The sequence below is a fragment of the Pseudomonas sp. DF11 genome, from assembly GCF_058148565.1.
In genome coordinates this window covers 75,692-98,665 of the sequence record NZ_JBYVYN010000014.1, presented here as the reverse complement: position 1 = coordinate 98,665, position 22,974 = coordinate 75,692, and the positions used below count along the sequence as shown (strand labels likewise).

General features: G+C 63.2%; 19 protein-coding genes and 1 pseudogene. 5 read left to right on the top strand and 15 right to left on the bottom strand.

Annotation, left to right across the window (positions count from 1 at the left end; all coding sequences use genetic code 11):
* Positions 1 to 578: 578 nt before the first annotated feature.
* Genes AC30D9_RS28000 through AC30D9_RS27980 form a run of 5 tightly spaced genes read right to left on the bottom strand, consistent with a single transcriptional unit; the run spans position 579 to position 9,328 of the window.
* Positions 579 to 1,412: a YfaP family protein gene (locus AC30D9_RS28000; protein ID WP_134926002.1), complete on the bottom strand. Its 834-nt coding sequence runs from the start codon at positions 1,410 to 1,412 to the stop codon at positions 579 to 581.
* A 3-nt stretch (positions 1,413 to 1,415) separates the two neighbouring features.
* A complete protein-coding gene (locus AC30D9_RS27995) occupies positions 1,416 to 3,035 on the bottom strand; it encodes a DUF2300 domain-containing protein (RefSeq protein ID WP_490145280.1) in 1,620 nt (539 codons plus the stop codon).
* 1 nt (position 3,036) lies between these two features.
* Positions 3,037 to 7,605, bottom strand: a complete 4,569-nt coding sequence (locus tag AC30D9_RS27990) for an alpha-2-macroglobulin family protein (protein WP_490145288.1) — start codon at positions 7,603 to 7,605, stop codon at positions 3,037 to 3,039.
* A complete protein-coding gene (locus AC30D9_RS27985; RefSeq protein WP_490145279.1) occupies positions 7,602 to 8,261 on the bottom strand; it encodes a DUF1175 domain-containing protein in 660 nt (219 codons plus the stop codon). Before AC30D9_RS27985 ends, AC30D9_RS27990 begins: the two co-directional genes overlap by 4 nt.
* Positions 8,246 to 9,328 (bottom strand): DUF2138 family protein, encoded by a 1,083-nt coding sequence (locus tag AC30D9_RS27980; protein WP_490145278.1) that lies wholly within the window; start codon positions 9,326 to 9,328, stop codon positions 8,246 to 8,248. Before AC30D9_RS27980 ends, AC30D9_RS27985 begins: the two co-directional genes overlap by 16 nt.
* A gap of 39 nt (positions 9,329 to 9,367) precedes the next feature.
* Here AC30D9_RS27980 and AC30D9_RS27975 point away from each other — a divergent pair.
* Positions 9,368 to 9,474, top strand: a pseudogene (locus tag AC30D9_RS27975).
* Positions 9,475 to 9,990: 516 nt separating this feature from the next.
* Here AC30D9_RS27975 and AC30D9_RS27970 read toward each other — a convergent pair.
* Positions 9,991 to 10,749: a YfaP family protein gene (locus AC30D9_RS27970; RefSeq protein WP_307575361.1), complete on the bottom strand. Its 759-nt coding sequence runs from the start codon at positions 10,747 to 10,749 to the stop codon at positions 9,991 to 9,993.
* A gap of 415 nt (positions 10,750 to 11,164) precedes the next feature.
* Between AC30D9_RS27970 and AC30D9_RS27965 the strand changes: the two genes are divergently transcribed.
* From AC30D9_RS27965 to AC30D9_RS27950, 4 genes are all read left to right on the top strand, one after another.
* A complete protein-coding gene (locus AC30D9_RS27965; RefSeq protein WP_047229733.1) occupies positions 11,165 to 11,407 on the top strand; it encodes an exodeoxyribonuclease VII small subunit in 243 nt (80 codons plus the stop codon).
* A complete protein-coding gene (locus AC30D9_RS27960) occupies positions 11,404 to 12,291 on the top strand; it encodes a polyprenyl synthetase family protein (protein ID WP_490145277.1) in 888 nt (295 codons plus the stop codon). Before AC30D9_RS27965 ends, AC30D9_RS27960 begins: the two co-directional genes overlap by 4 nt.
* A 115-nt stretch (positions 12,292 to 12,406) precedes the next feature.
* A complete protein-coding gene (gene dxs, locus AC30D9_RS27955) occupies positions 12,407 to 14,305 on the top strand; it encodes a 1-deoxy-D-xylulose-5-phosphate synthase (RefSeq protein WP_134926008.1) in 1,899 nt (632 codons plus the stop codon).
* A 149-nt stretch (positions 14,306 to 14,454) separates the two neighbouring features.
* A complete protein-coding gene (locus tag AC30D9_RS27950; protein WP_490145276.1) occupies positions 14,455 to 16,335 on the top strand; it encodes a TonB-dependent receptor domain-containing protein in 1,881 nt (626 codons plus the stop codon).
* A 138-nt stretch (positions 16,336 to 16,473) separates the two neighbouring features.
* Here AC30D9_RS27950 and AC30D9_RS27945 read toward each other — a convergent pair whose 3' ends face one another.
* The 9 genes from AC30D9_RS27945 to ribBA form a co-directional block, all read right to left on the bottom strand.
* Positions 16,474 to 17,259, bottom strand: coding sequence for a cobalamin-binding protein (locus AC30D9_RS27945; protein ID WP_490145275.1), 786 nt, complete (start codon positions 17,257 to 17,259; stop codon positions 16,474 to 16,476).
* Entirely contained in the window at positions 17,259 to 17,678 is a 420-nt protein-coding gene (locus AC30D9_RS27940; protein WP_109756442.1) for an MFS transporter, read from the bottom strand. The genes AC30D9_RS27945 and AC30D9_RS27940 overlap by 1 nt, the downstream gene beginning before the upstream one ends.
* Positions 17,675 to 18,292 (bottom strand): GTP cyclohydrolase II, encoded by a 618-nt coding sequence (gene ribA, locus AC30D9_RS27935; RefSeq protein ID WP_134926011.1) that lies wholly within the window; start codon positions 18,290 to 18,292, stop codon positions 17,675 to 17,677. Before ribA ends, AC30D9_RS27940 begins: the two co-directional genes overlap by 4 nt.
* A gap of 109 nt (positions 18,293 to 18,401) precedes the next feature.
* On the bottom strand, positions 18,402 to 19,160 hold the full coding sequence (locus tag AC30D9_RS27930; protein WP_307575287.1) for a substrate-binding periplasmic protein: 759 nt from the start codon (positions 19,158 to 19,160) through the stop codon (positions 18,402 to 18,404).
* Between the two features lie 11 nt (positions 19,161 to 19,171).
* The gene (locus AC30D9_RS27925) at positions 19,172 to 19,675 is read right to left on the bottom strand and encodes a phosphatidylglycerophosphatase A family protein (protein WP_003206020.1); all 504 of its coding nucleotides are present in this window, start codon (positions 19,673 to 19,675) and stop codon (positions 19,172 to 19,174) included.
* The gene (gene thiL / locus AC30D9_RS27920; RefSeq protein ID WP_490145274.1) at positions 19,672 to 20,637 is read right to left on the bottom strand and encodes a thiamine-phosphate kinase; all 966 of its coding nucleotides are present in this window, start codon (positions 20,635 to 20,637) and stop codon (positions 19,672 to 19,674) included. The genes AC30D9_RS27925 and thiL overlap by 4 nt, the downstream gene beginning before the upstream one ends.
* Before the next feature lie 16 nt (positions 20,638 to 20,653).
* Positions 20,654 to 21,154 (bottom strand): transcription antitermination factor NusB, encoded by a 501-nt coding sequence (nusB, locus tag AC30D9_RS27915; protein WP_057713127.1) that lies wholly within the window; start codon positions 21,152 to 21,154, stop codon positions 20,654 to 20,656.
* Positions 21,151 to 21,627: a 6,7-dimethyl-8-ribityllumazine synthase gene (gene ribH, locus AC30D9_RS27910; protein WP_003185938.1), complete on the bottom strand. Its 477-nt coding sequence runs from the start codon at positions 21,625 to 21,627 to the stop codon at positions 21,151 to 21,153. Before ribH ends, nusB begins: the two co-directional genes overlap by 4 nt.
* A gap of 244 nt (positions 21,628 to 21,871) precedes the next feature.
* A complete protein-coding gene (ribBA, locus tag AC30D9_RS27905) occupies positions 21,872 to 22,963 on the bottom strand; it encodes a bifunctional 3,4-dihydroxy-2-butanone-4-phosphate synthase/GTP cyclohydrolase II (RefSeq protein WP_134926015.1) in 1,092 nt (363 codons plus the stop codon).
* Positions 22,964 to 22,974: the final 11 nt, after the last annotated feature.

Genomic DNA, 22,974 nt, shown 5'->3' with positions numbered 1-22,974 from the left:
CCTTGCTGCTCATTGAATCGTCATCAGGCCCGCCTGGCGGATCCGATGGAGAGCTGGTTTGCATGGTACTGACCCCACTGTGAAAAACTCACGCGTGATAAACACTACAGGTACTTTCTAAACCTCACAATAGCTCACGCGTGAGATTTTTTCGGGGCAGTTGACGACCCCTGTGGGAGCGGGCTTGCTCGCGATAGCGGTACATCAATTTGCAGAGAGGTTGGAATTACCGACGCCATCGCGAGCAGGCTCGCTCCCACAGGTTTTTTGGGGTGGCCACAAATCCTCAGTCCACCACAGATCCAATGTGGGAGCGGGCTTGCTCGCGAAATCGGTGGGTCAGCTTGCATTGATGTTGAATCTACCGCCGTCTTCGCGAGCAAGCCCGCTCCCACAGGGTTTTCGAGCGTTCACAGATCAGGCATCCACCATAGATCCTCTGTGGGAGCTGAGCTTGCTCGCGATGGCGGTGGGTCAGCTTGCATTGATGTTGGATGCTAGACCGTCATCGCGAGCAAGCTCGGCTCCCACAGGGGATCTCCACAGGCTGTAAATTCAGTTGTGGCTGCGACGATGCCTTACGGATAGCTGAAGCTTTTGACCAACGTCAGCTCCCCCACCGCCCGCATCGGCACCACGAAGGTTTCCATTTTCTCGCTCGGCGTGCCTTCTTCGGTGATCACGGTGACTTGCGCAGTGGTCAGGGCTTGTTGCGCTTGTTCACCACCGCCCTCGCCTTCCTCGCTGTCTTCTTCACTGCGATAACCGCCGCCGTAGTAGTTCACGTACACCAGGTACTGGCCTTTGATCGGCGCGGGCATGGAGAAAATTTCCGGGCCGTAGCCGGTGGTGACGTCGACGTCGAGGGCGGCGCCGTTGGGGGCGACGCGGTCGCCGTACCAGATGTGGGCGCCGTCCGGGGTGACGAGGTGCAGGTCCAGGTCGGTGCCGTCGCTGTCCCAGGTCAGCAGGACTCGCAGTTTGGCCGGGGTCGCGCCACCGCTGGTGTTGAGAAATTGCGTGCGGTGGCGCTGCTGGCCGTCGGCGCTGCGCACTTCGACGCTGTTGCTGCCGTTGGGGAACGAGAATGGCCGGTCGAAGCGTCCTTCTTCATCGAGTTTCAGCGGCAGGCTCACACCGTTGACGATGAGTTGGCCCGGCGCGTTGCCGTCCTTGGGCGTGCCTTTGATCTGGCCACGGATGCGGGCGGTGTCGGCCTGGCCTGGGGGCGTATTGACCGACGAGGCCGGGTAGTTGACGGTCTGGCTGTAGTTTTCTCCTTCACCGCCCGGCGCACCGCTGCGCCAGCCGCCGACCGGGGTGTCGAGCTTGATGTTGTCGGCGGCCATGGCCGGTGGCAACGCGGTCAGGGCGCAGAGCAACAGCAAGACCTGTGGATAACGGAGTGTCATGGTCTATTCCAGCAAGAGGTGACGGGCGAGCCCTTCGATATAGTTTTCGTCCTGGCCATTGGGATGAGCTTCGAAGGCCAGGTGCAGATATTCATGGGTCAGGTCGAGGCGGTCTTGCAGCGATAGCACGCCGCGCACATAGATGCGCTGGCGTTCGCGGTCGACATAAGGTCGGCCAAAGGCGACGCGGCAGACGGCGAAAGAACTGATTTCGTTGTAGCCCACTTCACTTTCCAGCCGCTCACGCCAGCCGCGCCGCTGTTTTAGCAACCAGTCCTGGGCGGCCGGCAGTGCTTCGCAGGACGCCACCGGATTGTCCCAGCGGCTGAGGCTGGCACGCGGGTAGGCGTGCAGCAGAATGGCGTCGTAGCGTTGACCGGCGTTGGCTTGTTCCACGGCTTGGGCCCAGGATAGTTTGTCCGGGCCGGGCTGATCGGAGTGGTAGGTGACATCGGTGCCGGCCAGCACCAGGTCGCTGGTCCAGGCGGCAATGGCACGGGTTTCAGGCGCCGCCGGGCGCGGGGCAACGCGCTGACGATGGCTGCTGTCGTCGATGCTCAGGCAGTCGCCGTTGCGTTGGGCGTTTTGCAGCAGGTAGGTGCGGATCGCCACGGCCAAGGCCTTGGCCGCTTCGGCGGGTTCGGCCTTGGCTTCGCGCTGCAGGACCCGGGCGACGTACTCTTCCCGGTCCAACCGCGCCACCAGCTTGCCGGGCATCAGGAACAGCTCGCCGTCGCTGTGGATATCCAGCTGGTTACCGTTGCTGAACTCGACGCGATAATCGCCACGCAGCTGGCCCGGCGTGGCCGGGTGGTCACCGGCCATCACCCGTTGCCAGGGATAACGGGCAAACAGCCCTACTTCCACGCAACGCCCGGTTTCCGCTGGCCAGCGCGATGGTAATGCTGCAGCCAAGCCGTCGCCATACACCTTCAAGACCTGCTGGCTGGTACCGCGCCCACCGGCCCACACCGGCGTACCGTCGGCCAGCCAACCGGCAAAACCGCCCTGGCGCGACGAGGGGCCTTGATCCCCCAGCCAACTCCAGGTCTTGACCCGTAGACGACTGCCCAACTCGCCGGCCAGTCGCCCGTCCGCCGCGTTGAGCACCACGTCCAGCAGCACCCGGCGCGCCTGATCCTGGGCCGGCAGCGTAGCCAGGGCCTTGAGCAGTTCCGCGACCGGCACCTGCGTCTGCGGTTGCAACGCAGGCAAATCCAACAGCCACGCTGGCGCCTGACGGGCCTGCCAGTAATCGCGCCAGTTCGAGGCCGAAAGCCCGAGCCGCTGCGGCTCGAAATACAAGCCACAGGATTTCACCAGCGCCTGGTCGCGAGCGATGCTCTGCCCGGCGTTGCAGCAATAGACCTCTTCCTTCGATTCACCGCGACACTCGTAAACCGGCTCGCGGGCATTGGTGTCCACCAGCCAGGCGTAGACGAACAGTTTCCACAAGCTGCCCAGCGGCGCCTGCAAGGTATCGGGCAGAGGCTGGCGATCCAGCACCTGGGTCTGGCTCACTCGCAGCAACTGACCATCGAAGGCCAGGCGCAACGGCTCGTCCTGCGCTGTTGCCAGCGCAGGGATCAAGCACAACAGCCAGCCAAACCACCGCCTGCGCATGTCAGTTGACCGTCACCTGACCGAGCGCCGGTTTCTGTTCCCGCGCCTGATTCTGCGGCGCGTAGACCTGGGTGAAACGTACGGGCGGCAAGGTGAACTGGCCCTTCTGGGAGAAGCGCACCAAGTGCCGCAGGCGCAGCTCGCCGCTGAGAGCATCCACCGGCACCGCATAGGCCATCTGGCCTGGCTCGAAGCGGGCTTTTTCCAGGGAAGTCGGTTCGCTGTCGGCTTTGCCCATCAACTGGATGCCCCAAGTGGTGCGCTCCACGTCGGCGCCCGGCGGCAGCGGCACTTCGAGCATGCCGTAGCGCAGTGGCGTCGGCGCCTTGCTGTTGATGATCACTTCATCCAGGTAGAGGCTGTCGCTGGACAACGGCTTGTTGCCCACGGCTTCGAGCTTGAAGGTGAAGGCCTCGTCGCCCGGCACCAGACGCGACAGGCGACGGGTGATGGACACCGCCATCGGCGCCACCGGCGCTTGCTGGCTCTGGAAGCTCAGGGCCGCTTGCAACGGACGCTCCTGGGCACCGGTCAGGGTCAGCATGGTCGGAAGCTGCGCGCCCTGCCACTGCCAGTAGGTTTCACCGGTGGCGCCTTGCTTGGCTTTCCAACCTTCGCCCGGCGCCAGCGTCACAGCCGGCGCGGCCTGTTCGATGCTGCGTTGCAACCAGGTCAAGGCCAGGGCCCGTTCCAGGGTGGACTGCTGCGGCAGCACGCGTTCCAGCAATGCAGTGGCGCGGGCTTGATCGAAGCCCTGCAACGACAACACCAGGGCCTCGACGAACGGCTGCGAGCTCAGTTCGAGTTGCTGTTGCGCGGCGTCCGCTTGACGGCTGAAGGCCGCCGGCAGCGGCACCTTCGCCTGTTTCGCCAGGGACGCGGTCAGCACACGAGCGCTGGCCAAGCCAAGAGCTGAGTCCGGCGCGTTCATCACCAGGCTGTCTTCGCCGCTGTCCAGCACGCTCTCGGTCGTATCTTCGCTGGCCTTGGCCAGGTCATCCATCAGACCGCTGAGCAAGGTGTTCACCGGCAGTTGCATCTGCCTGGCGAACGACAGGATCAACGCACGTTGCAGCAGCGGCGTATCACCGGCCTGCTTGGCGTAGACTTCCAGCACCCGCTGCCAGTGTTCCGGTGGCAGGCTCAGGTCCAGGGCCTTGCTGGCGTGCCAGTCGGCGTAATAGGCGTAGGCGGTGAGGAATGCATCCGGCTCACCGTCCTGGCCCCACCAGGTGAAGCTCGCCGACGGTCCGGCCATCTGCACCAGGCGCAAGCGGCTGTTTTGCATGATCAACCGTAGGCGGTCGCGGATCTGCGGGTTCGACGCCAGGGTTGGGTAGGCGATGCTCAACGGCAGCAGACGGCTGGCGGTCTGTTCGACGCCGCCGTAGGGGTAGCTCAACAGGTCATCCAGGGCCGAACGGAACAGCGCTTGCGGGCTGTCATCCAGGCGCAGGCGAATATCGCTGGCGTCGGCCGGCAGGGTCAGCGGGGTATCGCCGCTGGCCACGTCGAAGCGCTGGTTCTGGGTGACTTGCCAGCCATTGCCACTGGCGTTCAAGCGCATCGCCAGGGCGTCCTGGGTTTCGCCATTCAATTGCAATTGCACGTTCAAGTCGCCACTGCTCAGCTCCAGGGCCGGCAACGCCACGTAGTTGATGCCGTTTTTCAGCTCCGCGACCACGCGCTGTTCAGCGCCGGCGTAACGGATCAGCAGCTCGGCCTTCAGTGGTTTTTCAGACTGGCTGAACACGAACAGGCCCAGTTGCGGCTTGTCGCCCGTGCGGAAGCGCGTCGGGCCGCTCCACTTCAGGTACAGCGGTTTTTCCGAAGCGATGAACTGCTTCTTCTGGCCCACCTGGCCATCGTCGGCGATGGCTTTGGCAGTGATGCGCCAGCGGGTCAGGGAGTCCGGCATCTTGAAGGTGAAACGCGCCTTGCCGTTGGCGTCGGTGACCAGCTCCGGTTGCCATGCAGCGGTGTCGACGTCTTCACGCCGTGGCCGCTCCAGCACCTTGACCCCGCGTTCGCTGCGGTTGGCCTTGCCCGGCGCGCCGGGGCTGCCCGGCAGTGCTACGTCGTAGCTGATGAACGACAGGCTGGCACTGGTGCGCACGTTGTTGCGACGTGGGTGATAGAAGAACTGGTCAATGGTCGGCGCCACTTCCGGTTGCAGGGCGTAGACCATTTCGTCCACCACGCTGACCGTCAGGTGCGCCGGGATCGCCTTGCCGGCGAACTGGGTGCTCAGGTCCACAGTCACCGTGTCGCCAGGGCGGTAGGTGGCTTTATCCGTAACGACGGCAACGTCGATCTGCGGCGTCACCACCTTGATGCCGGCGTTCTGGAAGCTGTACTGACCGCCCTTGGTGTACAGCACCGAGAAGGTCAGGTTGGGCGCGAAGTTGTCCTTCACGGCAATGCGCGCGCGGTACTGGGTGTCGCTGAGTTTTTCCATCTTCAGCCAGTCACCGCCCTTGGACAGCAGCGCCGTGGCCTCGACCTTGTCCCGTTCCAGCGACAGCAGCGCATCGCTGACCGGTTCCGGGAAGGTGATCAGCGCCAGGGCTTCGTCACCGGTCTTGTATTCAGGCTTGTCGAAGACGATCTCGACGGTGCCCGGCACGGCCTTGATACCTTCACCGGTCACCGCATGGGCGGTGGCGCCAATGACCCGGCCATGGTCGTCCTTGAGCGTCAGGTTGTAGGTGCCAGGACGGTCGAAGGTCAGGTTGAAGCCCTTGTCCTTGGCCGTCAGCTTGCCCTCGCCGGTGCTCTGGTCTTCCAGCCGTACCCAGCCATAACTGCCCGGCGTCACGGCTTTGGCTTGTTCGTTGCCGCCTTCGTTGGCATAGCTGAACGAGACCTTCTGGCCGACGGCGCTGAACCGCTGGGGCGCGCTCAGGCGGAAATTCGCCGCGCCACGGTCGATGAGGATTTCCTTGGTGGTCTTGACCCGATACGCCGCGCCATCGCTGGCAAACACCGTCAGCGTGTAGCGGCTCGGCTTGTCGGCGGCCGGCAGGTCGAGGGTCGCGTTGCCCTTGTCGTCGGTGGTCACTTCGCTGCTGGTCAGCTCCACCGGGAATTGCCCCAGGTATTGCAGCTCGTTATCCACCATCGACAGTTGCTGAGCACGCAGGCTCAGGCTCACCGTGGCGTTGACCACCGGCTTGCCATCCGGGTACAGCAGCACCAGGTTGCCCTTGACCGGCTCGCCGGTGCGGTAATCCTGTTTGGCTAGGTTCAGGGCTATCTCGAAGTGCGGCTTGATGTATTCGGCCACGCGGAAGGCGCTGCTGTAGAGCTGGTCCTTGTAGCTGAAGCGCAGCTCATAGCCGCCGGCCACGGCGTTTTCCGGCAGCTGGAAACGGCCTTGGGTACCGGCCTTGGAGTCGAGTTTCAGGGCCAGGGTTTGCAGGGCGGTGCCGGTGGCATCCAGCACGCTGACATTGACGTCGGCGGCGCTCGGTTGTACCGAATCACGGGCATTCTTGAACTCGCGACCAACGATTTTCAGCGAGACCCAATCCCCCGGCCGGTACAGCGGTCGATCGGTGAAGGCATACAGCTTGGTGTCGTAGATTTCGCTGTCGTAGTAGAAGTTTTCCGAGACGAATACCCCGCCCTCCTCGTCCTCGCCGATGACGAACGAACGCTCCGGGCTGACGTGCTTGAGGCGCAGCAGACCATCTTCATCGGTGGCACCGCTGCTCATCACGCCCAGGCCATCGGTCCACAGCACGTTGACCTTGGGCACCGAACGCCCTTCGTGCTTGCGTGCGGCCCAGACCAGCAGCTCGTCACCGGCAATCTTGCTGACCGCCACAGTGTTGGAGACGAAGACCATGGTGGTCGCGCGGTATTTGCCGATCAGCGCTTCCACCAGGTACAGGCCCGGTTTCAACTTGCCCAGCGGCACGTAGACGTTGCCCGGCGCGACGCTGACGAACTCACTGGACGAGCCGGCCAGGTTGACGCCCGCTGGCGGCTGGATCGGCTTGGCCTGCCACAGCGGGTAACGGAACTGGCTGACCACCGGCAACCCCGGGATCAAGGCGAATTGTGCCGGCGCGTCGTAAGGCGTCGGCGCGACCAGGGCGTCGCCGATCTTCAGTTCCGGCACTTCCTCGGTCACTTGCTGGCGGGACTCGTAGGAGAACGCCCGCTGCATCACCCGACGGGACTTGCGATACCAGTTGTCCCACAGGTACGCGAGGGTGTTCGACAGGCCTTCGCCCTTGAACTGCCCATCGCTGACTACCCGATGCAGGTTTTTCTGGCGCTTGAGGAAATCCAACGGCTTGTCGATGCGATAGACACGGATATCGGCGCCGCCGTAGGGCTCCATGCGGAACCGGCGATAGTCGCGGCCCGGCGCTTCGAGGCGGACCATGGCCTGCTCGTCGCTGGCAAAGCTGCTGTCGGCTAGCAGGAAGAAGCTTTCACCGGACACCGGCGTGTAGCCGCTGGGCTCCACGGTGTCTTCGGCATTAACCACGGGTGCCAGCAACAGGGCAAACAGCAGGGGCAGTTTTGAACACAAGCGCAGCATGCGGGCACCGGTCATTGGGAGAGAAAGTTGAGTCGATAGACGCCGATGAAGTTGGGGTTGGCTGCGTCGGGTATCCATCGGGTGTCCTTCCAGTTCATGAGTTGTTGCAGGCTTGCGGAGCGCATGCCGTTGTCGGTAGGGGTTGTGGTGCCGGTGTGATAGGCGATGTAGCGGCCCATCCAGATCATCAGGTGCTGGTCGTCGCCCTGATCGAAGAACATCAGGTCGCCGGGACGGGCCTGGGCCACATCGCGGCCCACCAGGTGACTGTTGAACTGGATCAGCTTGATGGCGTTGACGTAGGGCCCGACCTTGCCGCCGCCCTGCTGCCATTGCTGGGCGAGGCGCCGTTGCGCATCGCTGAGGGGCAATTCCGGTGGCAGGTAGCGATTGGACAGGCCATTGCTGCGCAGCCATTTTTCATCGTGGACCTTGAGCGCTTCGTTGGCGGCAAAGCGCACCAGCCCGGCGCAGTCCTGCTGATACCAGCGCGGACTCGGGCCTCTGCTTAGCTGTTCCTGGGCGATGCGCACGAACCAGGCGCGAAAGACCTGGGACTGCTGCACATCCAGCGCCGGCGCCTCGCCGGCACGCGCAGGCCCGCCGAGCAGCAAGGCCAGCAGCAGCGTCAACGCGGGGTTGCGGATCAGTGCTGTCACAGCGCTTTCCATTCCAGCGGCAGCCACTGCCAGTGACCGTCCGGCTCGCTGCCTTCCGGCAAGGTCAGGGCGTATTTGCCATAGCCGCCGAGGGTGCGCAGTTTCGGGATCAGGTAGGTTTGCGCGGCGTTGTAGAACACCGGCTCCATGTCCTGGGGCAAGCTGTCGAGGGTTTCGCGCTGCATCAGTTGCGCGATGGAATCAGGGCCGAAGTAGACCGGCATCAGCAGGTCCTTGGGCACCACGTCGGCCATGGGCGGGAAGCGTTTGTCGAGGGTGCCGAGGGCCTTGTCCACCAACTTGTCGTCGAGGGAGAACAGCAAGGTCGAACCGTGGCGCGCCAGGCTCACCCGCAGGAAAGCCTTGCCAGTGATCGCGTCGGGTTGTTCGGCTTCCTTGGCCAGGTAAGGGCCGAAATTGGAGCTGACCTGACGCAGCCACTGGTGCGTCGAGCCTTGCTGCTTCTCGACCACCGGGAAGGCATGTTCGGCGACGTTGTTTTCATAGGCGCCCACCATCGAACCGAACAGGTTGCCCAGGTCGGCGTCGAGCTTGCCGTCGTCTTCATTCAGGCTCGCCACCAACAGCGGCGTGTACAGGCGCGAATCGGCGTACCAGCACAGGCCCGCCGCGCCGGCCACATGGTCGACCATGGCCTGGGCGGCTTTTTCCTCGGCGCCGAGTTTGACCAGCAACGGCTTCTGTTGCTCGGCGGCCAGGGGCAAGGCCACGCAGGCACTGGCACCCATGGGCATGGCTTGCCAGATCGGCTTGAAGTCGAAGTCCGGTTGGTTTTCCAGTTCGTCCATGGCCAGGAAGCTGTGCCAGCCTTTGTCATCCATGTCGAAGCGCAAGCCGGCGAAGTTCGGGATGAACCGCTGGTAGCCCATGGCGAGCACGCTGGCGTTGATCGAGATGCGCTGCTTGACCTCTGGCGCCTTGGGCGGCAGGCCGAAGGCCTCGGGGAACAGTTTGTCGCCATTGAGCAAGGCAGCCAGGGCGGTGGTCGAAACGCTACCCCGTTCAACCGCGGCACCACTGGCCGGGTCATACAACTTGGTCGGGTTGGACAGCACCACCAGTTTGTCGCCATGGGAGGCGAAAAGCAGGGATTTGCTGGCGTTGTAGCTGAGCTGGTAGAGCGCGACGTCATCGCCACCGACTTTCAGGTCGCTGAGCTTGCTCAGTTGCGAGTCATCCAGGGCGACTTTCGCCAACGGCTCCAGCACCTTGGCCAGGCCACCGCGATCCATCACCAGCAGGAAATCCTTGAGGCGACCATCGGCACCGCGCCACAGCGCCACATCGGCCGGTTGGTCGAACAGCTCTTCGATCAGGCTGTCCTGCAGCTTGAGGTCATGCTCATAGATGATCCGGCGCAGGCTGCCGATCAGCCCGAGGCGGTCAGCGTGGGCCTCGTAATAGAAAACGAAATCCTCGGTGAGCGTGGCCTTGAGGAACGGCACCGCCAACAGGTCCTTGGGCAACTGGCTCAGGGAATGGGCCTCGAGCAAGCCGTCGGGGCGGCTCAGGCCGAGTTTTTCCAACGCCAGCTCCATGGGCGGCGCCTTGGGCTTGGTCATGAACCAGCCCATCCCGGCGACGACACCCGCCACCAGGCACAGCCCGATCAGCAGCGCCGGCCAGCGGCGTCCAGGTTTGGCGACAGGTGTCGGCGTGGTCGGGGAAGCAGTGTTGTCGCTCATATTCACAAGGGCCTGTTCATCCGTGGAGCGGATACTTAGTAGTTGAAAGTCTTGACCAGCAACAGATCGCCAATGGCGCGCAGTGGCACGACAAAGGTTTCGCGTTTTTCATTGACGGTGTTTTCGTTGAGCACCAGGTTGATCTGCGAGGTGATCACCTCGTTCTCGTTACTGGCCTCATCAAAGTTGTAGCCACCACTGCCGTAGTTGCCCCAATAGTTCACGTAGACCAGGTAGGTGCCGTGCATCGGCGCGGTCATGGTGAACATTTCCGGGCCGGGGCCATCGACGCCATCGGGGTCGAGGCCGCCGCCGTTGCTCAGCGCCGGCTGGCCGAAGAACGCATGTTGGCCGTCGGGTGTGACGATATGCAGATCGAGCTCGGCCTTCGGATCGTCCCAGCCCAGCACCACGCGGATCTGCGCCGGGGTGCGCAGGTTGTTGGCTTCATAGAATTGCACGCGCTTGAGGGACTGGCCTTCGGAGCTGCGCACCTCGACGCTGTTGGAGCCGGCACCGAACGCATACGGCCGGGCGAAACGCCCCTCGTCGTCGGTATAGAGATTCAGTGGATTGCCATTGACCGCCAGGCTGTGGGGCTGACGGGCCGTGCCCATGGCCTTGAGCCGACCCTCGATCATCGTGCGATTGCGCTGCACGCCCCGGTCGATGGGCGGCGTAGGATAGGCGACCTGGGGGTTTTCAGTGCGATCGAGCAAGCCGCTGTAGCGCCAGCCGCCCACCGGCTCCGACATTTCAGCCGAAGGCTGTGCCCACGCCAGCGGCGCGCCCATCAGCACGATCAACAACGAAAGAAAACGCACGTATGCCTCCTGCCATGCATGACGCAACCCGGCGCCAATCCTCAGCGCTGCTTGTCATTATTCGGGTTTTGCCTGAAAGCCCCGTCGCTAGGGGGCTGTAGATGCCGCGAAGATTAGCGATTCGGCAGATTATTCACAATCGGGGAACGCGCGATTCTGTGTGGGAAATCACGTACTGAGGGTTGCGTGAGCCGAATAGAAGATTTATTCGGCTCACAAAATGAGCCGAATATGAAAAACGATCCCAATTGCCCCCGCTCCCTCGCTACAAAAGCGGGCAGGTCCAAGCCCACCGTCGCGCTTCGGTTTGCCCCACCCTGATTTGCCCCAAAACCCCATGTCTGCTAGTGTCGCGCCGGTTTAACAGTCAACCGGAATAGCCGCCATGGCCCGCAAAAAAGCTGCACTGGATTTCGAACAATCCCTGGCCGACCTGCAAACGCTGGTCGAGCGCCTGGAGAACGGCGAATTGTCGCTGGAAGACTCGTTGACCGCCTTCGAGCAAGGCATCGGCTTGACTCGCGACTGCCAGGCGGCGCTGGCCCAGGCCGAGCAGAAGGTGCAATTGCTGCTCGAACGCGATGGCGAGCTGACCGAAGAGCCTTTCGACGCGGACCAGCCTGAATGATCGGCGCTTATCAGGCCAGCAGCCAGGCCCGGGTCAATGCGGCATTGGACACCTTGTTCACCGCGCCGAGCCCGGAACTGGCGCGCCTGTACGAAGCCATGCGCTACAGCGTGATGAACGGCGGCAAGCGTGTGCGGCCGCTGTTGGCCTACGCCGCGTGCGAAGCCCTGGGCGGCCAAGCCGAGCAGGCCAATGGCGCGGCCTGCGCGGTGGAGCTGATCCACGCGTATTCGCTGGTTCACGACGATTTGCCGGCCATGGACGACGATGACCTGCGTCGCGGCCAGCCAACCACCCATAAGCAATTCGACGAAGCCTGCGCGATCCTGGCCGGCGACGGCTTGCAGAGCCTGGCCTTCAGCGCCCTGCTGGACCCGGCCCTGAGCGATTGCCCGGCGCAGATTCGCCTGGACATGGTCAGCGCCCTGGCGCTGGCGGCCGGCCCTGCCGGAATGGTCGGCGGCCAGGCCATCGACCTCGGCTCGGTGGGCTTGAAGCTGGACCAGAGCGCGCTGGAATACATGCACCGGCACAAGACCGGCGCCTTGATCGAGGCCAGCGTCAAACTCGGCGCCCTCGCCAGCGGTCGGGCCGCACCCGCACAGCTACAAGCCTTGCAGACCTACGCCCGGGCCATTGGCCTGGCGTTCCAGGTGCAGGACGACATCCTCGACGTCGAAAGCGATACCCAGACCCTGGGCAAACGCCAAGGTGCCGACATCGCCCGGGATAAACCGACCTACCCGGCCCTGCTCGGCCTCGCTGCTGCCAAGGCCTATGCCCTGGAGTTGCGCGACCAGGCCCTGGCCGCGCTGCGACCCTTTGACGCGGCGGCCGAACCGTTGCGCGACCTGGCGCGATATATCGTCGAACGACGCAGTTGATACGGGGTCAACCCATTCATAAGTGCGTATCGGCCAAGTTCCGGCCAACGCGTGGGCAGCTTGCGATGCATAAGGTAAACTGCCGCCTCTTTCTATACCTATAACGATTCGCCTGATGCCCACGACGTTTCAAGAGATTCCCCGCAAACGCCCGACCACGCCCCTGCTGGACCGCGCCAACACGCCGGACGGCCTGCGTCGCCTGGGTGAAGCCGAGCTGGAAACCCTGGCCGATGAGTTGCGCCTGGAACTGCTCTACACGGTCGGCCAGACCGGTGGGCACTTCGGCGCAGGCCTGGGCGTCATCGAGCTGACAATCGCATTGCATTACGTGTTCGACACCCCGGACGACCGGCTGGTGTGGGACGTCGGGCACCAGGCCTACCCGCACAAGATCCTCACCGGGCGTCGCCAGCGCATGGGCACCCTGCGCCAGAAGGACGGCATCGCCGCCTTCCCGCGCCGCTCCGAGAGCGAGTACGACACCTTTGGCGTCGGCCACTCCAGCACGTCCATCAGCGCCGCCCTGGGCATGGCGATTGCCGCCCGTCTGCAAAACAGCGAGCGCAAGGCCATTGCCGTGATCGGCGACGGCGCGTTGACGGCAGGCATGGCCTTCGAAGCGCTGAACCACGCGCCGGAAGTCAACGCCAACATGCTGGTGATCCTCAACGACAACGACATGTCGATCTCGCGCAACGTCGGCGGCCTCTCCAACTACCTGGCGAAGATCCTCTCCAGCCGCACTTACGCCAGCATGCGCGAAGGCAGCAAGAAAGTGCTGTCGCGCCTGCCCGGCGCCTGGGAAATCGCCCGCCGCACAGAAGAATACGCCAAGGGCATGCTGGTACCCGGCACGCTGTTCGAAGAGTTGGGCTGGAACTACATCGGCCCCATCGACGGCCATGACCTGCCCACGTTGATCGCCACCCTGCGCAACATGCGCGATCTCAAGGGCCCGCAGTTCCTGCACGTGGTCACCAAGAAAGGCAAAGGCTTCGCCCCGGCGGAAGTCGACCCGATCGGCTACCACGCCATCACCAAGCTCGAACCCCTAGACGCCCCGGCGGCCGCGCCGAAAAAGGCTGGCGGACCGAAGTATTCCGGCGTGTTCGGCCAATGGCTGTGCGACATGGCCGCCGCCGACCCGCGCCTGGTGGGCATCACCCCGGCGATGAAGGAAGGCTCGGACCTGGTGGCCTTCAGCGAACGCTATCCGCAGCGCTATTTCGACGTGGCGATTGCCGAGCAGCACGCCGTGACCCTCGCCGCCGGCATGGCCTGCGAAGGCGCCAAACCGGTGGTGGCGATCTATTCGACGTTCCTGCAACGCGCCTATGACCAGTTGATCCATGACGTCGCGGTGCAGAACCTCGATGTGCTGTTCGCCATCGACCGCGCCGGCCTGGTGGGCGAAGACGGCCCGACCCATGCTGGCAGCTTCGACCTGTCGTTCCTGCGCTGCATCCCCGGCATGCTGGTGATGACCCCGAGCGATGAAAACGAGCTGCGCAAGATGCTCACCACCGGGCACCTGTTCAATGGCCCGGCGGCAGTGCGCTACCCTCGTGGCACCGGCCCGAACGCAACGATCGAAGCCGACCTGGAGCCGATCGAGATCGGCAAGGGTGTAATCCGCCGTCAAGGCAAGCAAACCGCGCTGCTGGTGTTCGGCGTACAACTGGCCGAAGCCCTGAAAGTCGCACAAACCCTGGACGCCACCGTGGTGGACATGCGTTTCGTCAAACCTCTGGACGAAGCCTTGGTACGCGAGATCGCGGCCAGTCATGAGCTGCTGGTGACCATCGAGGAAAACGCCATCATGGGCGGCGCCGGTGCGGCGGTCAGCGAGTTCCTAGCCCGGGAGAACATCCTCAAGTCGGTACTGCACCTGGGCTTGCCGGACAGCTATGTCGAACATGCCAAGCCGGCACAGATGCTGGCTGAGTGCGGGTTGGATGAGGCCGGGATCGAAACGTCGGTGCGCCAGCGGTTGCAACTGCTGGGCCTGTAATTTTCAGACCACACATATCCCCCTGTGGGAGCGAGCCTGCTCGCGATAGCAGTAGACCAGTCGGCATCTGTATTGCCTGACACACTGCTATCGCGAGCAGGCTCGCTCCCACATTGGTTTTGTGCGGACCAAGTAGTCACGGAACACCCATGAAACTGCGCCTAGCCCTCACTCTTTCCCTGCTCCCCACCCCTGATCTGCTGGCCGACACCTTCGAACGCGACCAAGCCCTGAAGCTGCCCGACATCGTGATCAGCGCCAACCGCCAGGTCGAGGCCCGCAACGACAGCAGCGCCGCCAACACGGTGTTCACTCGCGATGATATCGAGCGCTTGCAACCAGCCAGCGTCACTGACCTGCTCAGCCGCGTGCCGGGAGTGCAGGTGGCGCCGTTGGGTGGGCGCGGTAGCCTGCCGGGGATCTACATTCGCGGCACCAAATCGGCCCAGAGCCTGGTGCTGGTGGACGGCCAGCGCATCGGCAACGCCACCTCCGGCGACAGCAACCTGCAACGCCTAAACATCAACCAGATCGAACGGGTGGAAGTGCTGCGCGGTTCGCGCTCGGTGATCTACGGTGCCGATGCGGTGGGCGGGGTGATCCAGATTTTCACCCGTCGCGGCAACCAACCAGGCCTGCAACCGCGCCTGCACCTGGGCTTTGGCAGCCAGCAGACCTGGGAGCGCAGCCTGGGTCTGTCCGGTGGTGATGAGCAGACGCGCTTCAATTTAGGAGCCAGCCTGGACGACAGTGCCGGGACCAATCGGACCCATGAGTCCTACGCCAGCGATCGCGACGACGACGCCAACCGCAACCAGTCCTTCAGCCTGAGCCTGAGCCATGCCGCCAGCGATGACCTGGAAGTCGGCCTGAACCTGCTGGATAACCGTGGCAAGAGCGAATACGACAACCCGTTCGGCCGCTTCGACCCGAACACCTTCGAATCCGTCCCCCAGCAACCCTACAGCGAGTTTGCGGTGAGCAGCTTCAGCACCTATGTGGACGGGCGAATCAACGACGCCTGGAAATCGCGCCTGGAACTGGGCCACAGCGAAAACCGCGAGAAAACCTTCGACAAGCTCAGCGACGTCCGCGAGGTATTCAACACCTACCGCGATTCCGTGACCTGGCAGAACGACGTGAAGCTGGACGAGCGCAACAGCCTGATCGTCGGCGCTGATTGGTATGAAGACCGGGTCAACAGCAGCACATCGTTCGACGAAGACAGCCGCTGGAACCGTGCCGCGTTCATCCAGCACCGCTTCCAGGCCGAAACCTTCTCCACCGAACTGGGCCTGCGCCGCGACCAGAACCAGCAATTTGGCGGCCAGAACAGTTGGAGCGGCACGCTCACCCTGCCGATCAACCCGGACAACGACGTGTTGCTGACTTATAGCGAAAGCTTCCGCGCACCGACCTTCAACGATCTGTACTACCCGGACTACAGCAATCCGGACCTGAAACCCGAAACGGCCAAAAGCTACGAGTTGCAATGGCGCAGCCAACTGAGCGACAGCGCCCGCCTGGAGACCTCGCTGTACCGCACGGACCTGGAAGACGCGATCATCTTTGGCAGCAACTCACGCCCGCAGAACGTCGCCTCGGCGCGGATCAACGGGTTTGAGATGGCCTATCTGCAGGACTTGTTTGGCTGGCAGAGCAACCTGGGCCTGGCCATCATCGACCCACGCGACCGCGACAGCGGCCACACCCTCGCCCGCCGCGCCCGCCGGACCTTGAGCCTGGACCTGGACCGGCAATTCGACCGCCTGGGCCTGGGCGCCACCTGGCAAGCGGTGAGCGGCAGCTACGACGACGAGAACAACCGCAATGCCCTGGGCGGTTATGCCCTGCTCGGATTGCGCGGCAGTTGGGCGCTGACTCGGGAGGTGAAGCTGGAAATGAAGGTGGATAACCTGCTGGACAAGGGTTACAGCCGGGCGCTGTATAGCCATGATGGTCAGCAGTATGGGTATCGGGAAGATGGGCGGGCCTGGTTGTTTGGAGTGACTTGGACACCGGATATCTGATCCGAGACTTGTGAAGTTTGCGCTGGCCTCATCGCGAGCAGGCTCGCTCCCACAGGGGATGTTTGGTGAATTCGGGTTTTGTATCCGCCGTCGATCAACGGTGGGAGCGAGCCTGCTCGCGATTGCAGACGCTGCGGTCTATCTGTCTGGCGCAATCAACTCACACAACCGGGCCGTCGCTTCGATCATCTGCCCACTGGGCCGCTCCAGCCCCTTGTCATTGACCAGCAACAACCGCCCCTGCGCCACCGGCCAGGTTTTCCAGGCATCAAGCTGCGCCTGCTCGGTGGCGAGGATGACCTGCGGATTGCGCTGCAGCACCGACTCCACGCTCACCTGCGGCGCCGGCACGCTCAGGTCGGCGAAGACGTTCCGCGCCCCGCACACCGCCAGCGCATCGCTGATGATCTGCCCACCTCCGATGGTGTACAGCGGTCGGTCCCAGACCTGATAGAACACCGGCAATGGCGTGGCGCGCCGGTAACGCTGGCGCAGCTCTTCAAGACGCACGCGCAACTGCGCTGCTCGTTGCACGCCCCGCTCCGGGCGGCCGAGTTGCATGGCGATGGCTTCTATTTGCGTGATGAGTTGGTCGAGGCTGTGGGGTTCAGCGATATACAGGGGGATGCCCAGGCCCTTGAGCTGCTCGCGCTGGGCCGGGCCAACGCTGCCGGGCCAGAGCAGGAGCAGATCGGGCTTGAGGCTGAGCAGGCGCTCCATGTCCAGTTGCCCGTAACGACCGACCGAGGGCAGGTCTTGCAGCACCGGCGGACGATCACCACCGTCCAGCACGCCCACCAACAGGTCGGCGGAATCCAGTTCAACGACGATTTCCGAAAGTGACGGTGCCAGGCTGACGACGCGCGAGGCCGCCACCGTCGAGGCGCTGACAGCCAGCAACAGGATCGCCAGCCAGCGGCTCATCAGCCGAGCTGACGCGGAATGCGATACAGGTAGAACAGCACCGTGGAGGACAAGGCCAGCAACATCAGCGGCACCGCTTCCAGGCCCACGAACACGGCAAGAGCGCCGATCCAGGCCGGTAGCCCCGCGACGAGGAAAGCCGCACGACGGCGAGCCGCCAGGGCAATCCAGGCCTGGGGTTCTTCCGGTGTATCGAGGGCTTTCTGAGTCGCAACCAAGGCGTGTTTATAAGGCCCGAAGAATCGCAGGCTGACAAACATCGACGCCACGCCAGCAATGAACAGCGGCATCGCCAGCACCGGCAGGATCGCTTCGCCCTGGCCAAACACCAGGTTGATCACGAACAGCGGCACCAGGGCCAGCGCCAGGTATTTCCACCAACTGACGGCCAGCCGCCGCCGAACCTGGCCACGCGTCACGCCCGGTCGACCTCGTTCTGATGCTCGTTGCCCATCATGTGGTCGAGCTTGCTGGCCTTGGTCGCCAGATAGAGTTTGTTGTGCGGATTATGGCCGGTGTGCAGCGGCACACGCTCGGCGACCACGATGCCCATGTCGGTCAGCGCCTTGACCTTGCGTGGGTTATTGGTCATCAGCCGCAAGGACTTCACGCCCAAGTGTTGGAGCATCGGCAGGCAGATGCTGTAGTCACGCAGGTCGGCGGCAAAACCCAGGCGCTCGTTGGCTTCGACGGTATCGGCGCCGCCATCTTGCAGTTCATAGGCGCGGATCTTGTTCAACAGGCCAATCCCACGCCCTTCCTGGCGCAGGTACAGCAGCACGCCACGGCCTTCGCGGGCGATGGCTTGCAGCGCGGCCTCAAGTTGCGAACCGCAATCGCAGCGCTGGCTGAACAGGGCATCGCCCGTCAGGCATTCGGAGTGCAGGCGACCCAGTACCGGGCTACCGTCGGCGAAATCACCCAGGCTCAGCACGACGTGCTCGCGGCCGGTGGCTTCATCGAGAAAACCATGCATGGTGAATTGCGCAAAAGGCGTTGGCAGCTTGGAAGCGGCAACAAAAACGACAGGCACCGGTGTGCTCCTGATCTAGTACTGGAGTTTCGCAGAGGCGGGCATTGTAACAGCACGTCCCGACCGACGCTTAGGCTGAATTGTCGGCCATAACCATCGAAAAGTTTGATTACGGCTTCGGTGGCTTGCCATTCTCGTCGAAAGGATAGGGTTGCTTCCAACGTTCGAAAATCGGCTTGAGCTGGCCGGTTTTCACCAGCACCTCCATGCGCTGGTCAAACAGCTCGCGCAATGCCCGTCCATTTTCGGTGTTGGCAAAGCCCAGGTACAGCGGCAAATTGATCAGCGGCGAGAGCTTGAACTGCTGGGGATTATCGGCCTTGGAGAGCACATCCTGGATTTCCATCAACGCATCGATGTAAAAATCGGCACGCTCATGGACCAGCATCGACAAAATACCCACCGAGCGGTGGATTTCATTGAACCGCCGGATGTTGGGTAGGTAATTGTTGTAGTCGTACCCGCGCATCCATACCAGCCGATAGTTGCCGATCGTCGCCAGCGTCGGGGTCGGCTTGGAGGCTAGCCCCAAGGCATAGATATGGTCGACGTCGTAGTGCCACTGCGGGTAAAGCACACCTTCGGATTCATCACGATAGGCACCGACCTGCACATCGACTTCGCCGCGCTGCACCAATCCGGTCGAGCGGGTGTAGGGCACGCTGCGAATCTCCAGCTTGACGCCTTCAGGCTCGAACACCGCGCGCAAGATGTCCCACCCCATGCCCTGGCCGTCGGCCTGGGTGTAATCAGCCCACTCCTCGCTGGCGGCACGGACTTTACCAGGCAGCGGCGCCGACTCGGCCACCCCTGCCCCCACACAGGCTCCTAAACACAGCAACAGCAGTAGTGCGCGGCTTAGGCCCATGCCCGACTCCTTCAGGTGAAACACCACACCAATCCCTGCATTGCCAGCCAGGCGAAAACCCCGGCCAACACATCATCGAGCATGATACCGACACCTCCGTGCACATGCCGGTCGATCCAGCGGATTGGCCATGGCTTGAGGATATCGAAGAAACGGAACACCAGAAAACCCGCCAGCAACCAGTACCAACCTTCCGGTACCAGCCACAAGGTGATCCACATGCCGACCATTTCATCCCAGACGATGCCTTCATGGTCGTGCACCCGCAAATCGTCCGCCACTTTGCCACACAGCCAGAAGCCAAACAGCATGGTGATGCCCAGCATCAGCCAATAGCCCCAATCCGGCAACATTTGCCACAACGGTATGAAGGGTAGCGCAACCAGCGAGCCCCAAGTGCCCGGAGCTTTAGGTAGAGTGCCCGAACCGAAGCCAAATGCCAGGAAGTGCCAGGGATTGCGCCAGACAGAAGGCGGAACGAATTCTGCCGGGACCTGGTTGGGATGATCTGTCACGGTGTCTCCCGAAAATGTTGATAGCCGCGGATTTGCGGGGTGATGTCCTGCCCGGAGTTGTCGACCAGCGTGACGCCTTGCCCGGCCAGTACGCGGCCGATCACGTGGATCGGCCAGCCTTCGGCCTGTAATGCCGCCAATCGGGCCGGCGCCACGGTGAACAGCAGCACATAGTCGTCACCGCCGCTCAGCGCCGCGCGGACGGCATCCGCCCGTCCCAGAAAGGCTACTAGAGCGTTGGACAGCGGCAGTCGGTCATGTTCAACCTGTAAAGCCACCCCGGACGCCAGGGCGATATGCCCGCAATCGGCCAGCAGGCCGTCGGAAATATCCATCGCCGCGCTGGCCTTGCCACGCAGCGCCAGGCCCAGGTCGATCTGCGGACGTGGTGACCAGTAATGGGCCAGCAGTGGCTCGGCGACCACAGGTTCGGCGCGGCGCTGGCCGAGTACCAGCGGCAATGCACCGGCGGCGTTGCCTAGCTCGCCGCCGACACACAGCCAATCGCCAGGCTGCGCACCGCTACGGGTCAAGGCCTGGCCGGACGGCACGCGACCGAACACGGTCATGGTCAGGCTCAGTGGCCCACGCGTGGTATCCCCGCCCACCAGCGCCACGCCACAGGCCTGGGCCATCTGGTTCAAACCGCGGGCGTAGGCTTGCAGCCAATCGGTGGTCACCGTCGGCAGGGTCAGGGCAAGGGTAAAGGCCACAGGCGTGGCGCCCATGGCCGCCAGGTCGCTGACCGCCACGGCCAGCGAGCGCTGGCCGAGCAGGAACGGGTCGCACGGGTCTGGGAAATGCACACCGGCCACGAGCGTGTCGGTGGACACCGCCAGCTGTTCCCCAGGAGGAACAGCCAGCAAGGCGCAGTCGTCGCCGATCCCCAGCGCAACGCCCTCGCCGCCTTGCGCGCAGGGCGCGGCGGCGAAGTAGTTACGGATCAGCTCAAACTCACCCATGGGATTTCAAGCGCAATCAGCGCTTGAACGCCTTCACTTCAGCTTCACGCAGACGCGGGGCGAGCTTGTCGAGCACGCCGTTGACGAACTTGTGGCCATCGGTGGAACCGAAGACTTTCGCCAGCTCGATCCCTTCGTTGATCACCACACGGTACGGGACGTCGACGCGCTTGAGCAGCTCCCAGGTGGACAGGCGCAGGACCGCCAATTCGACCGGATCCAGCTCTTCGATGGTCAGGTCCAGGCATGGCGTGAGCGCGGTGTCGATTTCGGTCTTGAACTGCGGAACCCCGTGCAGGATCTCGCGGAAGTAGGCACCATCGACATCACTGAAATCGTTATCGACCCGAAACTGCGCTTCGATCTCGTTCAGCGATTGCTTGGCCATGTGCCATTGATACAGCGCCTGGGTCGCGAGCTGACGGGCTTCGCGACGCTTGGCGCTTTTCGACGGCTTGCCGGCATCGGCTGGCTTGGGATCGCGCGGGTTGAAACGATCGCTTTCGTCGCTAATCACTTGGCCTCCAACTGCGCCAGCAGGCTGACCATTTCCAGGGCGGACAGGGCAGCTTCGGCACCTTTGTTGCCGGCCTTGGTGCCGGAACGTTCGATGGCTTGCTCGATGGAATCAACGGTCAGTACGCCGAAGGCGACCGGCACGCCGAATTCCATGGACACCTGGGCCAGGCCCTTGGTGCATTCGCCCGCCACGTATTCGAAGTGCGGAGTACCGCCACGAATGACCGCGCCCAGGGCGATAATTGCCGCATATTCGCCCTTTTGAGCGACTTTCTGCGCAACCAGTGGAATCTCGAAGGCGCCAGGGGCACGGATGATGGTGATGTCGCTTTCGCTCACGCCATGGCGAACCAGGGCATCGACCGCACCGCTAACCAGGCTCTCGACCACGAAACTGTTGAAACGGCCCACTACCAGAGCGTAGCGGCCTTTGGGGGCGATGAAGGTACCTTCGATGGTCTTCAGGGTCATTCGTCAGATCTCTTAAAGAGCCAGAGCGCGCTCTATACGCGCTCCTCAGTGATATTAGCCACGAATACTGCACCGTGAATCCCGTCATGTCGTTCACTTGCACATCTTTTGTGGCGAGGGGATTTATCCCCGTGGGGCTGCGAAGCAGCCCTTTTTTGGGACTGCTGCGCAGTCCAGCGGGGATAAATCCCCTCGCCACGATGATCTGACAAGCCTGAACAATAATGCCGGAATCCGCAGGCTATTATTCGGAGGGCACGTATTCTACAACTTCCAGATCGAAACCGGATATCGCATTAAATTTCATCGGTGCGCTCATCAGACGCATTTTACGCACGCCCAGGTCGCGAAGGATCTGCGAACCGGCACCGACGATGCTGTAGGTGGTCGGTTTTTTCACCGCCGTCTGATCGGCGGTTTCACGGATGTGCGCCAGCAGCACGTCGCCATCGAGCGGGTGTCCGAGCAGCAGCACCACGCCGCTGCCGGCCTCGGCCACTGCGGCCATGGCGGCACGCAGGCTCCAGCGGCCGGGCTGCTTAACCATCAGCAGGTCGCGCAGTGGGTCCATGTTGTGCACGCGCACCAGGGTCGGTTCTTCGGCGCACACGGTGCCCAGGGTCAGCGCCATGTGCACGTCGCCTTCCACCGAGTCGCGGTAGGTCACCAGGTTGAACTGGCCCAGTTCGCTGTCCAGGGGCTGCTCGGCAATCCGCTGAACGGTACGTTCGTGGATCATCCGGTAATGGATCAGGTCAGCGATGGTACCGATCTTGATGTTGTGTTCGGCGGCGAACGCCTCCAGCTCCGCGCGACGGGACATGGTGCCGTCGTCGTTCATCACTTCGCAGATCACGCCGCTGGGCTCGAAACCGGCCATGCGCGCCAGGTCGCAGGCCGCTTCGGTGTGGCCGGCGCGGGCCAGGGTGCCGCCGGCCTGGGCCATCAGCGGGAAAATGTGGCCGGGGCTGACGATGTCTTCGGCCTTGGCGTCTTTCGCGGCGGCAGCCTGCACGGTGCGCGCGCGGTCAGCGGCGGAGATACCGGTGGTCACGCCTTCGGCGGCCTCGATGGACACGGTGAACTTGGTGCCGAAGCCCGAGCCATTGCGCGGCGCCATCAGCGGCAGCTTCAACAGCTCGCAGCGCTCGCGGGTCATCGGCATGCAGATCAGCCCGCGGGCATGCTTGGCCATGAAGTTGATGTGCTCGGCCTTGCAGCACTCGGCGGCCATGATCAGGTCGCCTTCGTTCTCGCGGTCTTCGTCATCCATGAGGATGACCATCTTGCCTTGGCGGATGTCTTCAACCAGTTCTTCGATGCTATTGAGCGCCACGCGGCACCCCC